This is a genomic window from Myxosarcina sp. GI1(2024), assembly GCF_053543375.1.
Map to the genome: position 1 here is coordinate 148,207 of NZ_JBKGTY010000001.1, position 14,910 is coordinate 163,116.

Sequence of the window (14,910 nt, forward strand, 5' to 3'; positions counted from 1 at the left end):
AAAAGTTATACTGTTTTCCGCTCTAAATCTTTAACTGCAGGTCCGTGTAATAGTTTGCCTTGATAGTCAAATCGCGCTCCGTGACAGGGACAGTCCCAACTTTTTTCGGCGCTATTCCAGTTGACGATACAACCCAAATGAGTACAGGTGGCGGCAACTCCATGGACATCGCCTGCCATATCTTTATAGACTCCCACTTTATCGCCATCGATGGTCATCAATTCGGCTTTTCCTGGAGCTAAATCGGACAGAGAACTTTTTTGTAAACCTTTAAGGCGATCGCCAATCCAGTGCATTCCCACATCGAGGTTTTCTTTAATTGACTCTGGAGTAACAAAGGAAGTGGCGCGGAGAGAATCGTAAAGCTCCGCCCAAGGATTGTCAATGCCCAAAACGCGATCGGCTAACATCATTCCCGATAGGGTACCTTTACTCATGCCCCAAAGACTAAATCCCGTTGCGGTATAAATGTGCTCGTTTGTTGGGGTTAACTTACCGATATACGGCAGTTTGTCGAAAGAAACATAATCTTCAGTCGACCAACGATATTTAATCTCGTTAGGTTCGATGCCAAAATGAGAGTTGGCATAAGTTTCTAGTTCTAAATAACTTTCTTCCGTATTGTTTTTAGAACCAACTTTATGACCGCCACCCCCAATTAGTAAGAGCACTTCACTATTATAGGGAGTGGTGCGAATTGAATGATAGTTTTGTCCAACGCCAATATACATTCCCTGCGGAGCTTTTTCAGGGGCGATCGCCGCACCGATTAAATAAGAACGTTTGGGATAAGTCTTGGCAAAAAATAGTCCTCGATCAAGTATTGGTAGATGGGTAGTTAGAAGCACATCTCGGGCGGTAAGAGTACCTCTTTCGGTAATCACCTGACAGGGTTTTTCTTCCTTTACAGTTTTGACTCTGGTATTTTCTAAAATATAGCTACCATCACCAGCAATCATCTTAGCTAAATGGAGCAGATATTTTCGTACGTGAAACTTTACCTGATTGGTAAATTCTACCGCCCCAGCAATTTCGAAAGGCAAACTGGTTTCTGTTACAAAAGAGGCAGGAAGTCCTAGTTTGGCAGCCGCTTCGTATTCCGAGCGCACCTTGTCTAAATTATCCGAACGTTCGGCAAAGCTGTAGGTACTGCAACGACTAAAGTCACAGTCTATTCCTTCGTTGGCAACCGTAGCAGCAACAAATTCTACTGCAGCTTGATTTGATTCCCCGTATAGTCTGGCTTTTTCCTCGCCTAGATCTTCGATTAATTCTCGGTAAATTAACTGATGTAGAGAAGTTACCTTTGCTGTAGTGTGTCCGCTGGCTCCCGAGGCAAGTCTCTCAGCTTCCACTACTGCTACGGTTTTACCTGCTTGTTTTAAGAGATAGGCAGCAGTTAAACCAGTGATACCACCACCAACGACAGCTACATCTACAGATATTGCTTCCTTAAAGGATGGATAATCAGTTTCTGGAGTGGAGTCTAGCCAAAAGGAAATCGGTTTGCCTGGAAGAGTCATAGTTACCTGTAAGGAAATTTGAGAATGGGGTGACTCTTTTAATTTAGTTCGATCGCCTGTTAGTAATTCATCTATCAGCAGTAGTAAACAACTAGCTAAACTTAAAATATCCAGCTTTTGATATATGGTTTTATTTTAGTTAGGGGCGATCGCGGCAAATACAAACCGCTCGATCTAACCTAACCCGTCGATGAAGATCGCTTTCTAACCCAAGAACTTCTGACGATGTTGAGAACTTCTGACGATGTTGTCCGATTGTTTGGTAACTCTGGCAACTCTGTTGTTGGAGATGAGTTTATTACATAACTCAAATTTATCCCTTCAATAACCGCTCCCTGTAAATTAGCTTGGCTGAGATTAGTTCGATCTAAATTGGCACCGGTCAGGATGGCACGCTCCAAGTTAGCATTAATTAAATTAGCATAGCTGAGATCGGCATAACTGAGGTCTGCATCGCTTAAATCCGCTCCTTGCAAATTCGCTCCTCGCAAACGAGCTAGCCTCAACTGAGATTCATTTAATCGAGCCTGCTCTAAATTTGCTTGACTGAAATTGGCGCAAATAAATAAAGCGCGCTCGCCCCTCGCCCGAATTAAGTTGACTTTAGTTAAATCTGTCCGCCACAGAGTTGCTTTACTCAAACACGCTTCACTTAAATTAGCTCGTTGCAGAACGCTGCCACTAAAATTGACCTTAGATAGATTTGCCTGTCTGAAACTAATGTCAGTTAGATTTAGTTCGCTTAAATTAGTTTGTTCTAAATCTACGCGACTAAAATCCCGTTCTCCCGAGCGATATTCCTCGATTAGCTGACAAGGTTCGATTCTTTGAGTTTGGTATTTTTGGAAGTATGGCTCGAACATTAGAATCTTAAAACCCCATTCACGTGCACATCGATAGCGAGCAATTGAGATAACACTACTTTCGCTAGCAATAATTAACGTTCGCTACTAGCCAGTGTGCTTTATATTTATCTGCAGTCCTCAATTGCAGTCGATCTAAATTTATTGTATTTATTTATGTTAACTATTGCTAAGTTTTTTAACAATATTCCCGATCGAAGATAAAGAATAGTAAAAAAAGCTTGACAGTTAATCATGTTGATGTGGATTGCAAAGCAAAAAAAATAGAGACGATCGGTCTCTACTTTAGTAATTAAAAAATTTTAGCTAGTGACTCAATCTACGGAAGCAAGTCTCGTTTTTTAGATTCGGTTACGATTTGTCGAACAATAATTTAGTTTCTGAGGCACCAGCCTGACGTAAAGTTTTAGTCATGTAGAAGCCGGCTAAGGCGATCGCCAACCATTGCACCAAAATCGAAGTCAACACCGTCGATAGGGTGGCGTATTCAGTTCCAATGGAGGGCAAAAAGCTAAACAGCCATGCTTGCGGAAAGTACTGAGGATTGATGTCCCCAAGACCAAAAATAACCGGAGGCAAGATTATCAAAGCCAAGATGCTGACTGAAGACCAAATCGCTCTTTTTTGACTTTTAATGTTTAATACCAGTTGCGCCACCAAACTATAAAACAGAATTATGTTGATGCTGAGTATTAAACCCCAAACAGCAGTAAAAGTTTTGTTTTCAAAAGGAAAGAGAAATACTGAAGGTAGAATATAAGCCGTAGCGATTAATAAGTTTATCGCGATTGCCACATTAGCCGGAGAGCGATCGCCAAAGAGCAATTCTTTCCACAAAACCTTACCGTTGCGTTCGCAATGATGGCGGTAACGCGCCCAGTCGTGTAGAGTTTGACGATGGGGACTTAAAGCGGCAATTAAACCGAGAAAGAAAATTAGCAGAAATACCTGCAAAATCCCCAAATTATGCATTAGATGGGAAGCTCGAGTAGATTGTAGGGTAAATCCTAAAGCAACAAACGCAAAGCATCCTGTCAGCCAGTAGCTTTGAGATTTACTCAATAAAGTACGTTGAGGATCGTGAAAACGGCGTTTTAAAGCTTCCCAAAGCCAATAAGTCCATAAAGCGTAGTTTAAGATAGTCAAACCAATACCCAGGCTGGCTGTCGTCCATAAAGAATGTCCGTAGAATAATAGTTCGGCTAATTCTCCAACATTACTATAGGGAAGGCGGTCGCTGGGAAGATAGGTAGCATCTGCTAAATACGGTAAAACTCTACCTGGATAAAAGAGATTCAACCAATCGAATAAATTGTTATTTACAGTGGTGTATTCTCTCATGGTTGCGGCGTTAGTTACAGATAAAAAGAAAGTAACCATACCGCTGACTAACCAGGGTTTTAAACTCGGCAAACCAGTGTCAACTAAACTAACAAGTAGAGCTACGCTGTAAAAGAAACCACAAGCAGCAACTATTACTAAATCGAAAGCTAAAATTTTACCCAAAGGTAAACGCGCACCCAAACCGGCGAATAAATGTAAGGGGAATGCCAAGATAATTCCCAAATAGAGTAAGCTGGGTACGCCCAAAATTTTACCCGTTAGCACGCTAGTAGCAGACTGAGGACTGAGGCGAATGAAATTTAAAGTTCCCCGTTCTTCTTCTTTCACTACATCGGCAACGATCGTATAGGTACCGATAATTAGCAAAGCAAAAATACCAACTAGGCTTAATAGTACGAACAAATCGAACCACAATAACTGCCAGTTAATCATCCAGTTATCTAGGAGATCGGTTTGACATAAAAATTTGTAGCGATGAAAATCTTTTCCAAAACAATAGCGACTGTATTGCGAGCCTATTTCGAGTGGCTCTGGTAGCTTGCCTAAAAAATAAAATAAAAATAAGGCTTGAGTAATTAAAGAAGCACTCACCACAAAAATAATATTTCGCGGTTTAAATTTCCCTTTTATTTCCCGAAATAGTTGAGCATTCCACTCTAAAAAATTTAATTTTGGCGCTCGCAGTTGCCAGGTTTTAAGACTTGGTTTCATGGTGTTTTAATCTTTCCGCTCGATGACAGTGACAAATTCCAACAGTTGACATAAATCAATTATTAACTACTATTATTTCTTCCTCCTTGAATAATTTGAGAAGTTAATCTCATAACAGCTAGAATATCCGATTAATGTTGAGTTGTAGCTAACAGCTTTTTAGGAAAATACCAAACTAAACCAAACTAAGACGCTTGTTGGTGACCTAACTTGAGAAAGATCGATTCTAAATCTTCTTGGGTACAGTGAAATCCAGTGAGAGGAATTTCCGCTCTAACGAGCGATCTCAAAAGTTCGGCACTTTCTGGTTCTCCTCCGGAAAAATATACTTTAAGACTGTTAGTTCCTGGTATTACCTCCCACTTTTCGACTAGAGAATTTTGGCTTAGTTCCCGTTGCAGTGTTTCCATCTTACCCAATGTCGCGATGATAATTTGTTTACGGGATAAACGCCGATACAATTCTTTTAAAGAAGCACTTTCGACTAAAAAACCCAATTCCATAATGCCGATGGAAGTACACAACTCGGCGAGATCGCTGAGAACGTGGGAAGAAATCAAAATCGTCATTCCCGCTTCCTGCAAGATCTTAATAATCTGACGAAACTGCATTCGCGCCAGCGGATCTAAACCTGATACGGGTTCGTCTAAGAGTAATAATATTGGTTCGTGAATAATGGTTCGCGCGAGAGATAAGCGTTGCTTCATCCCCCGTGACAGAGTAGAAATAATACTTTTGCGTTTGTTTTCTAGTTGGACTAATTCTAAGACTTCGTAGAGACGGTAACGGCGATAGGGTTGCGCGAGACGATAAAGTCGCGCGAAGTAGTCGAGATAGTCCCAAACGGTGAGATCGTCGTAGAGAGGAAAGTCATCAGGAAGATAACCCAGACGTTTTTTAAGTTGAGGATTGGTGTCATCCCGTAGCAAGCGCTCGCCGTTGAGGTAAATTTCCCCTTTAGTCGGTTCTTCGGCGGCGGCTAACATTCGAATTAAAGTGGTTTTTCCGGCACCATTAGGACCGATCAAGCCATACACTTCGCCGCTGTTAACGCGCAGATCGACTTCATTTACCGCCAGCTGACGCTCGAATCTTTTAGTTAGTCCGTAAGTAGCGATCGCCAATTCTTGACTCATTTATATTCATTTATTAAACCGATGTGCATCTAATTTGTGCTATCCTGGCATTTTTTTCCATACTCGATCGCAGAGCGACGGGTTCTAGCGGTCGACAATTTCAAACTCTAAATTTTGTTCGCTTAAGAAATTGTAGCTGTTGTGGTCTACAATATTAGTGTCCCTGAGTTCCAAATTGTAAAAATCAACCGCTTCGTAGTCGAAATAAGGACCTGCGTGCCAAGTACCCACCTCTAGTTTGATAAAACAGTTGCCAGGAATGCGAAATACGCTCATTTTATCTATTTCTGGTTGCGGTTTTGCCGATGGGGGACAAACTGCAATAAACCACTCTTTACCCTCTAACGAACCCAAACACTGTGTACAAAGCTGGTGACGAGTAATCTGATGAAATTTCCTTCCTCGATGGCTCAGGTGCATGATGTAAAAGCGAGGAATTCCATTGCTAAGATTTAATCTGGCATCAGTTTCATCGTAAGGTTTACCATCAGCAGAGGGTGTAATTAACTGACCGTAAACTCGAAATTTATCCGCACTAATCCATTCTGCTGGTAGTTGTTTGAGGACGACTGACTGTTTCATAGTTTTACGGCAAAACTAGACGAGTATATATTTTACCTAAAAATATTTTTATTCTGTTTTCTAATTAATCTAATAACTTATGCGATCGAAGTTTTTATAATCTGTAAGTATAGATAAAAAGCTTTTATACTCAACTCTATGTCATCACCCAAGCTAGAAACTCCTACTGAAGATAAAAATAGCGATGCTTATTTAGACGAACTTCCCGATGAATTGGAAATGTCTCTATTCGAGCATTTAGAAGAACTGCGACTGCGTATTTTTTACGCTCTAATTGCAGTAGCAATTGGAGTAGCTGGTTGTTTTATCTTTGTCAGACCGATCGTACGTTGGTTGGAAGTTCCAGCACAGGGAGTGAAATTTCTCCAGCTAGCACCAGGGGAGTTCTTTTTTGTCTCGATTAAAGTGGCTGGCTACAGCGGATTGGTAATTGCTACTCCGTTTATTCTCTATCAAATCGTTCAATTTGTTTTACCAGGATTGACCAGAAGAGAACGTCGTTTGCTCGCTCCCGTCATCTTTGGCTCTAGTATTCTTTTTTTTGCCGGCCTAATTTTTGCTTATTTTGCTCTCATTCCTGCCGCGCTCAACTTTTTTATCAGTTACGGTAGTGATGTCGTCGAGCAGGCTTGGTCGATCGATCGCTATTTTGAATTCGTGCTGCTGCTGTTGTTTAGTACGGGGTTGGCGTTTCAAATTCCGGTCGTTCAGCTTATTTTAGGTTTTTTAGGTATCGTTTCCTCTACCCAAATGATCGCTGGCTGGCGGATTGTGGTTTTAGGTGCAGTAGTCATGGGTGCAATTTTGACTCCTTCTACCGATCCCCTGACTCAGTCTTTGCTGGCTGGTGCGGTGTTAGGGTTATATTTTGGCGGTATTGGTGCGGTTAAACTGATTGGCAAGTAAAACGCGTCGCCATTCAAAATATCGATATTGTATGCTCACAAGGCTTTTCAGAACATCTGGTGCTAAATTCGGCATGTTTGTTGCGGCAACTATCTTAGGTTTGTATGGAATAGGCTGTGTAAGTTTGTGGTTTTATCAGACTCGCATGATATTTTTTCCAGTACGAGAAATTTATGAGACTCCCGAACAATATGGACTGGCTTATCGAGAGGTGTTTATTCCCGTATTGGATACTGGCGAGAGAATACACGGTTGGATTTTACCGGCATCCCAAGCTGGCTCGAGTTCTAAATGGCTAATATACTTTCACGGCAATGCCGATAATATTAGTTTCAATATCCCCAAAGCAACTAAATTACGCAATTTAGGTTTTTCAGTTTTATTCATCGACTATCGCGGTTACGGACTTAGCGACGGCACATTTCCTTCTGAGGAGACAGTCTATCAGGATGCAGCTGCAGCATGGAACTATTTAACTTACGAACGAGAGATCGAACCCAGTCAAATTTTAATCTACGGTTTTTCTTTAGGTGGCGCGATTGCGATTGAACTTGCCAGTCAGCATCCTAACGCTATGGGATTAGTGGTAGAAAGTTCTTTTACTTCAATTATGGAGATGACTAAAGCAACGTCTTGGCTGTCTTTATTTCCCCTCAAATTTTTAGTACACCAGCATTTTGATTCAATTAAAAAAATTGAGTCTTTGTCCGTGCCGGTTTTGTTTATTCACGGAACGAAAGATTTGGTAGTGCCCTATACCATGAGCCAACAACTATTTGCCGCCGCCTCAAAACCCAAACAACTCGTATTAATTCCTGGTGGCGGACATTATGATTCGGCTTTTTACGACCATCCACTTTATTGGGAAACTATTGAGAATTTCGTTCGTAGTTTTAAACAGAAGGAAGAGGGAAGAAGAAAGAGGGAAGAAGGGTAAATTCTTCCTTCTTTCTCTTTCCTTCTTCCTTCGAGCGCAGCGAGTTAAATGAAGTAATAAGGAACCACCATTCGCCTTACAGATTATGTCCATCTGCGGAAAAACGCGCCGTCTTCTCCTGCATTAACCGTCAACCGTTCGATCGACTGCATTTCTTCGGCGTTTAGAGGCTGGTAATTCTGTGCTACTTTAAAATTTGACTCTAACTGTGCCGGATCTTCTGCAGCAATGATGCAGCAATGTACCCCAGGCAGCGACAGACTATAACCCATTGCCTGATTCATACCATCGAGAATACCAGAGTTTAATAAGCGTCCGTAAGCTGGTACTTTCATGGCAATTACGCCGACATTTTTCTCTTGGGCTACTGGTAAGACGGTAGTGGAAAAGGGACGGGGATGATGTACGTCGGCGGCGTTAAGGGAAATTAAGGTAGTATCGAAATCATAGCGGCGCAATCCTTCAGCAATCACATCTGGTTCGTGGTGTCCCGTAATTCCAGCAAACTTAATCAGTCCCTGTTCTTTTGCCTGTTCTACAGCTTTTATTGCCCCATTATTGCCAAAAATCTCATCTAGTTCTTCAGTAAAAGAGACGTGGTGCATTTGCCAAGAATCGAGGTAATCTGTATTGAGGCGTTTTAAAGAGCGCTCTAGTTCGCGCCAGGCACCATCGTAATCTCTAAAATCGGTTTTGCTGTTGAGATAGATGTGATCGCGATATGGGGGTAAGACTTTACCAAAACGTTCTTCTGAAGGACCGTAATTAGCAGCTGTATCGTAATAGCGAATGCCTAATTGTAGAGCTTTTTCGATTAAAGCGATCGCCTCTTTTTCTCGCCCACTTTGAGATATTGGGGTTCGTCCCGCACCTCCTAAGCCAAAAATTGGTAGACTAATATTAGTTCTGCCTAATACCCTTTCAGGCATATTCGAAGTCGTTGGCAATGAGACGGCTTTGTTTTGCTGTTTTGTCAAAGCTTGGGCACCAATAACCGTTACCGTTGCTGCACTACCAATCAGAAAGTTGCGTCTATTGGTTCTCTGGCTCATGATAAATCGGGGTTTTTCTGTATCTTAGCGAATATTTCTGTAATTAATTTTTTGATTTTATATGGCGATTATTCACGGTAGTTGGATAGTTAAATCCGATGGAGATTACTTTTTTATTTGGGCTGAAGCTTGGCGTTCTCTAGTAAATCTAGATGCTACAAACGATACTCACGGAAGTTTCGTTCATCCATTTTGTTTGTCTGAAGGGGAATTATCGGATTTATTTAAAAATCATAATTTGGCGCTCGTCAAGGTGTTAAAACGCCAATTAAAAGATCTTTGGACTACCGAAAAAATTGTCATACCCACTGTAGTCAAAGGCAGAGGCAAGAACAAAAAATTACAGCCGTTATATGCAGGGGATACTATATCAGCAGAGAACGAATCTTCTTTAGAGAAACATCGCTGGCAAGTTGAAGGTATTTCTTTGACTCCTGCAGAGGCGATTGAAGTATTACAAATTCTCTCGTTAAATTCTTTACAGACTGATGCCAACTATTTTTCTGGCGAACTACGGTACGAAGCACATATTTATCGCTGGGCATTAGATTTAATCGTCAGACAAAAGTATTTACCGGGAATTGAAATTGAGGAACAAACAGTCAAAAGCGTCTGGCAACCTCTATTAGATAGCGAGATTGACCGGGTTAGGTTTGCTAAGTTTATTCAGTTAATGCCTTATGCTTGTTTGGCTTATGGCGATCGAAAAGCAGAAATACAGCCACAGAACTTATTATTGCGATCGTTGAGAACTATACTCAATGCTAGACTGCGTACCTGGGTCGATTTTAATCCGAAAGCGACTAGAGCTTTAACCATTCAACCCTGGTTGCGATCGCTTGCCGAATTTTCCAACGACTTAGAAACAGATAATAAAAATACCAATCGCTTAAACACCGCACTGTATAACTGGACGCTACCAATTAATGAGTATTTAGTTAGTAGCCAGAACGATAATTTTGGACGAGATCGCTATCGCGTTTGTTTTGCTCTACAACCACCACAGAAAACTGAAACTAATGGCGCGCAACCAGACTGGCAGTTAAATTATTATCTACAGGCACTAGACCAACCCGAATTTAGGGTAACAGCAGCTACTATCTGGCAATGTGCAGAAGATATTCTGACAGTTCACCAGAGAACTATCGAACATCCCCAAGCATCTTTACTCAAAGGACTGGGGTTGGCAAGCCGTATCTATGCACCGATAAAAGAAAGTTTAAACCAAAGCAATCCTATTAGTTGTCAACTCGATCCCATTCAAGTTTATGAATTTATTCGCTCTATTGCCTGGCAACTACAAAATAGTGGTTTGGGCATAATTTTACCTCCCGGTTTGGCATCGGGAGAACGCGAACAAAGATTGGGAATTAAAATTACTGCTGGAGTCGCTCCTAAAAAGAACGAGCGTTTGAGTTTGCAAAGTCTACTGAATTATAATCTAGAAATAGCCGTTGGCGATCGCACGGTTTCCCAGAAAGATTTCGAGCGTTTATTAGACCAAAAATCTCCCATAGTCGAAATTGACGGACAATGGTTGGCTTTGCAGCCTGCAGATGTCAAAGCGGCGCAAGCAGTATTGACTCAGTCTAACGAGCAAATGAGTTTGACCGTAGAAGATGCTTTACGCTTATCTACTGGTGACACTAATGTTTTAGCCAAATTACCCGTTACTAAATTTGAATCTACTGGAGTTTTACAAGAATTAATTAACAACTTAACGGATAATAAAGCTGTCGAACCAGTCAACAACATTAAAGGTTTTAAAGGTAAATTACGTCCCTATCAAGCCAAAGGTGTCGGCTGGTTATCTTTTTTAGAAACTTGGGGACTGGGAGCTTGTTTGGCAGACGATATGGGGTTGGGTAAAACCATCGAACTCATTGCTTTTTTACTATATCTCAAACAGCAAGATCTATTAACCCAACCCACTTTACTCGTCTGTCCCACTTCCGTACTCAATAATTGGCAACGGGAAGTCGAAAAGTTCGCTCCCGATTTAAAAACGGTAATTCATCATGGAGCAGAACGCAGTAAGGGTAAAACTTTTGCTAGAAAAATTAAAGATAAACAGTTAGTAATTACTAGCTATTCCCTGGTTCATCGCGATTTAAAAACTTTAGAACCAATTAACTGGCAAGGAGTAGTATTAGACGAGGCACAAAATATTAAAAATTCTGCCGCCAAACAGTCTCAAGCAGTACGCCAGTTGAAAGCAGATTTTCGCATTGCTCTAACGGGTACGCCTGTAGAAAATCGCCTCTCAGAATTATGGGCAATTTTAGATTTTCTCAATCCCGGATTTTTGGGCAAACAAAGTTTCTTTCAAAAACGGTTTGCAATTCCTATCGAAAAATATGGCGACAAAAATTCTTTAAACACCCTGCGATCGCTCGTCAGACCATTTATTTTACGGCGTTTGAAAACCGACAAAAATATCATTCAAGACCTACCAGAAAAACAAGAAATGAATGTTTTTTGTGGTTTGACAGAAGAACAAGCCGAACTATATCAAAAGCTGGTCGATGAATCTCTAACCGAAATAGAAGACTCTGAGGGAATTAAGCGCAAAGGACTAATTCTTACTTTGCTACTGCGCTTAAAACAGCTATGCAATCATCCAGAATTAATCGAAAAAAGCCAAGGAAAATCCCCCATAAATCTCGCTACTTTTGGCAATCGTTCCGGAAAATTATTACGTCTAGAAGAGATGTTAGCCGAACTAATTGCTGAAGGCGATCGCGCTTTAATTTTTACTCAATTCTCTGAGTGGGGCAAACTCTTAAAACCCTATTTAGAAACCAAATTAAATACTGAAGTTTTATTTTTATACGGTGCGACTCGCCGCGCAGCCAGACAAGAAATGATCGATCGCTTCCAAAACGATCCCAACGGTTCGAGAATCTTTATTTTATCTTTAAAAGCAGGTGGCACTGGCTTAAATTTAACTAGAGCCAATCATGTATTTCATGTCGATCGCTGGTGGAATCCCGCTGTAGAAAACCAGGCTACAGATCGCGCCTTTCGCATCGGACAAAAACGCAACGTCCAGGTACACAAATTTGTCTGTACGGGTACCTTAGAAGAGAGAATCAGTGACATTATTGAAAGCAAACAGGAACTAGCAGAACAAACCGTAAATGCCGGAGAACAGTGGCTGACCAAACTAGACAGTGATCGTCTTCGTAACTTGCTCTTACTAGACCGTGATGCGATTATTGATGAATAAAAAATTTTTGGACTATATAGGCGTTGAGTTAAACTAAGCCGAATAGTCACCTCTAGGACTTGTCTGCGAAACTGGACGTGAAGTAGGGTAGGTAGCCAGCGAATTACCATTATGGTACTTTTCCAACCACCCCCCTCCAAACTACGCATGACCGTTTCCGTATCACGTAGCTTTCCAGTAATTTTTACGTCTTAGAGCGTCACCATCGTAGCGTCCATATTGGATTTTCTCGTGGCACTGGCGGCAAACCACTAAAGTTTTACGGTTGCGTGCCGACATTTTCATCATCCATTCTGGGCGTTCTTCGTGTCTTTTTTGCTTAATATCTGCTAATTTGCGGATATGATGGACTTCAATATTGTCCTTAGCACCACAAAGAGCACATTTTTGAGCTAAAAGGCGTTGAACGACTTCACTACGTCCGTTCCAGATCTGAGTGTCCAGATTATCATCGATTTTGACCCACTTGTTCCAACGCAGAGAAACGCCACCAAAATAGGTTATTAGAGGTTTCCTAGAATCACCTTCCACTGTTACTTGTAGCACTCTATAAGTGCCATCTTTTGTATCAATGGTGTGCGATAACGTTTGTAAATTTTCTGGCAAGTAGTTTTGAACTTCTTCGCCAAAGTTTTTACCAGGAAAAGCTCCATAACTCGTTTTAGTTGAGAAAGCATATGGAGGTTGTAAGCCATACGGTAATACTGGACTACTCCTCGGTACTCCGCTTGATACTGGGTAACTATACTGTAGGCATCATCCGATACTCTTTGCGCTAGGTGTATCGGTTTTCCAGAGCGCAGATATTTGACACAATGGTCTTTAATTACGCTTTTGGGAACCTTTAATCCTACGCTGCCATTGATACATCTTTGACCTCGATAGTCATGTTTATTATCGGCGTGTAGTATGTGGATTTCGTAACCCAGGAATTTAGCCACTTCGGTCCTTGCATGGGTAACGAGCGTCTTTTCTTCACTGAGTTCCAGTTTTAACTCGTCACGTAAGAACGTGGCGAGCTTCTGTTTGATCTCCACCGTTTCGGATTTTGAGCCTATTACTCCCAACAGAAAATCATCGGCGTACCTTGTGTACCAAAGGCGACGAAAGTTGGGATCATTGGGGTTGCGGGACGGAATTGACTGCGCCTGTTGGCTCAGTTTCCGTGCCTCATCCAATTTTCCAGCTTGGCGTGCTTTTGAAGCAGCTTTAGTCAGTACATTGTAAGGTGGGTAGACTCTCCTTCGTTGACCACGTGTGTATGCTGGTATTAGCTCGTATTCGACGTATTTATCCAGCTTGTCTAACACCAGATTGGAAAGTATGGGACTTACAACTGCACCCTGCGGAACTCCGCTATAGGTGTCATGATATTTCCAGTTTTCCAAATACCCTGCATCCAGCAACCCCTTGATTAGACGAATCAAGCGATTATCGTGAATTTTCTCTTGTAGTATTTTTAACAGATAGTATGGTCTATTCTATCAAAACACGCGCAGATATCTCCTGCGATAAACCACTTTGTCGCTCGACTTTTCTGGGTAATTTCTAAGAGTGCTGTGTGACACCCGCGTTTGGGTCGAAAACCGTGGAAGTCTTCGCTAAACTGTGGCTCATAGTAAGCTTCTATTAGAGAACGAATTACTTCTTGAAGTAATTTATCCGACCAAGAAGGCATCCCAAGTGGTCTTAGTTTGCCGTTTTTCTTCGGGATATAAGTACGTCGCACTGGAGTCCATCTATAACGCTCATATCTCAGAGCCTCAATGATGGTGTTAATTTTCTCCAGCGACATTCCATCCACGTTTCCGGCGTAACACCTGGTGTCATCGCACCTGCATTGCTGTATAGCTTGGCGTAGGCGCGTAAGTACAAGTCTGGATTATATAACAGTCGATATACATTTTCTACATGCAATCCACGTTGTCCGCGCTCACGTATGATGTTCAGTATCGTTTCGGCTGTCCGCATCTCGCGTACCTCTCGATTTTTGTAACATCCAATTACCTGTTCTACTTCGCCCTGTAAACGGCTCTCCCGTTCTCCCTGGTAGGGCTTTACTCCCACGACTACTATTAGAACTCCGTTACCTTAGGGCTCGCGTCCCATAGGCAATCCCATGTTCCGTCACCATAGAACGTATAAAGAACGACTTAGGCTCCTACTCATATCCTTGAATGAGTTCATTACTCATCGCTTATTGGTCGGGGTGTACCATTAATGAAACTTGAATTAATGGTTACCAATAACATCGGTGTATAGACGTGCTACCGAAGGATGTGCAGTTCCATCGCTGGATATTAGGGTTCAAGCAGTTTAGCTTTAACCATATCGTTCAGGCGTTGCAGGACTGTAATGTACACGTCTTCTATTACTTCCCGCTTTACGAACATGCTCTTGTCCCCTCGCCCTTTCGGGTCTAGGTTAGTTGTTCACCTTGGAGTCGATTACCCCGAACTCCAGCCAACTGTGTTGGCGATTCTATTAATGCGTATCATGGCGCACACTTTCACTTCATCCAGCTTCTCAACAATCTGGTGCTTGTCATACACACCTTGATGAATTTGGTCATGGCAATGTTGGTGAAGTAGAGCCAAGTTATTCTTCCTATGATTTTGGCGACCGCC

At 41.8% G+C, this 14,910-nt stretch carries 10 protein-coding genes and 1 pseudogene; 3 read left to right on the forward strand and 8 right to left on the reverse strand.

Going from position 1 to position 14,910, the window contains the following annotated elements; genetic code table 11:
• Positions 1 to 5: 5 nt before the first annotated feature.
• The 5 genes from ACLFKQ_RS00745 to ACLFKQ_RS00765 form a co-directional block, all read right to left on the reverse strand.
• The gene (locus tag ACLFKQ_RS00745) at positions 6 to 1,523 is read right to left on the reverse strand and encodes an FAD-dependent oxidoreductase (RefSeq protein ID WP_448998028.1); all 1,518 of its coding nucleotides are present in this window, start codon (positions 1,521 to 1,523) and stop codon (positions 6 to 8) included.
• A 179-nt stretch (positions 1,524 to 1,702) separates the two neighbouring features.
• Entirely contained in the window at positions 1,703 to 2,386 is a 684-nt protein-coding gene (locus ACLFKQ_RS00750; protein WP_448998029.1) for a pentapeptide repeat-containing protein, read from the reverse strand.
• Positions 2,387 to 2,737: 351 nt separating this feature from the next.
• On the reverse strand, positions 2,738 to 4,441 hold the full coding sequence (locus ACLFKQ_RS00755; protein ID WP_448998030.1) for a hypothetical protein: 1,704 nt from the start codon (positions 4,439 to 4,441) through the stop codon (positions 2,738 to 2,740).
• A gap of 185 nt (positions 4,442 to 4,626) precedes the next feature.
• On the reverse strand, positions 4,627 to 5,577 hold the full coding sequence (locus ACLFKQ_RS00760) for an ABC transporter ATP-binding protein (RefSeq protein WP_448998031.1): 951 nt from the start codon (positions 5,575 to 5,577) through the stop codon (positions 4,627 to 4,629).
• Between the two features lie 84 nt (positions 5,578 to 5,661).
• Positions 5,662 to 6,159: an ureidoglycolate lyase gene (locus ACLFKQ_RS00765; RefSeq protein WP_448998032.1), complete on the reverse strand. Its 498-nt coding sequence runs from the start codon at positions 6,157 to 6,159 to the stop codon at positions 5,662 to 5,664.
• A 138-nt stretch (positions 6,160 to 6,297) separates the two neighbouring features.
• Here ACLFKQ_RS00765 and tatC point away from each other — a divergent pair, with 138 nt between their 5' ends.
• Together tatC and ACLFKQ_RS00775 are read left to right on the forward strand one after the other, a co-directional pair.
• The gene (tatC, locus tag ACLFKQ_RS00770) at positions 6,298 to 7,065 is read left to right on the forward strand and encodes a twin-arginine translocase subunit TatC (RefSeq protein WP_448998033.1); all 768 of its coding nucleotides are present in this window, start codon (positions 6,298 to 6,300) and stop codon (positions 7,063 to 7,065) included.
• A gap of 73 nt (positions 7,066 to 7,138) precedes the next feature.
• Entirely contained in the window at positions 7,139 to 8,002 is an 864-nt protein-coding gene (locus tag ACLFKQ_RS00775) for an alpha/beta hydrolase (RefSeq protein WP_448998034.1), read from the forward strand.
• 83 nt (positions 8,003 to 8,085) lie between these two features.
• Here the strand turns inward: ACLFKQ_RS00775 and ACLFKQ_RS00780 are convergent, their stop codons facing one another.
• Entirely contained in the window at positions 8,086 to 9,054 is a 969-nt protein-coding gene (locus ACLFKQ_RS00780; RefSeq protein ID WP_448998035.1) for an aldo/keto reductase, read from the reverse strand.
• A 61-nt stretch (positions 9,055 to 9,115) separates the two neighbouring features.
• Between ACLFKQ_RS00780 and ACLFKQ_RS00785 the strand changes: the two genes are divergently transcribed.
• Positions 9,116 to 12,283: a DEAD/DEAH box helicase gene (locus ACLFKQ_RS00785; RefSeq protein ID WP_448998036.1), complete on the forward strand. Its 3,168-nt coding sequence runs from the start codon at positions 9,116 to 9,118 to the stop codon at positions 12,281 to 12,283.
• A gap of 162 nt (positions 12,284 to 12,445) precedes the next feature.
• Here ACLFKQ_RS00785 and ACLFKQ_RS00790 read toward each other — a convergent pair.
• Positions 12,446 to 14,254 (reverse strand): annotated as a pseudogene (locus ACLFKQ_RS00790) (reverse transcriptase domain-containing protein).
• A 476-nt stretch (positions 14,255 to 14,730) separates the two neighbouring features.
• A partial coding sequence (locus tag ACLFKQ_RS00795) for a hypothetical protein (protein ID WP_448998037.1) occupies positions 14,731 to 14,910 on the reverse strand: 180 nt, incomplete at its 5' end.

Bases quoted from the DNA above. Each gene is read 5' to 3' on its own strand.
- ACLFKQ_RS00765 (WP_448998032.1), bottom strand. From the start codon at position 6,159: ATGAAACAGTCAGTCGTCCTCAAACAACTACCAGCAGAATGGATTAGT.
- ACLFKQ_RS00745 (WP_448998028.1), bottom strand. From the start codon at position 1,523: ATGACTCTTCCAGGCAAACCGATTTCCTTTTGGCTAGACTCCACTCCA.
- ACLFKQ_RS00750 (WP_448998029.1), bottom strand. From the start codon at position 2,386: ATGTTCGAGCCATACTTCCAAAAATACCAAACTCAAAGAATCGAACCT.
- ACLFKQ_RS00760 (WP_448998031.1), bottom strand. From the start codon at position 5,577: ATGAGTCAAGAATTGGCGATCGCTACTTACGGACTAACTAAAAGATTC.
- ACLFKQ_RS00780 (WP_448998035.1), bottom strand. From the start codon at position 9,054: ATGAGCCAGAGAACCAATAGACGCAACTTTCTGATTGGTAGTGCAGCA.
- ACLFKQ_RS00775 (WP_448998034.1), top strand. From the start codon at position 7,139: ATGTTTGTTGCGGCAACTATCTTAGGTTTGTATGGAATAGGCTGTGTA.
- tatC (WP_448998033.1), top strand. From the start codon at position 6,298: ATGTCATCACCCAAGCTAGAAACTCCTACTGAAGATAAAAATAGCGAT.
- ACLFKQ_RS00755 (WP_448998030.1), bottom strand. From the start codon at position 4,441: ATGAAACCAAGTCTTAAAACCTGGCAACTGCGAGCGCCAAAATTAAAT.
- ACLFKQ_RS00785 (WP_448998036.1), top strand. From the start codon at position 9,116: ATGGCGATTATTCACGGTAGTTGGATAGTTAAATCCGATGGAGATTAC.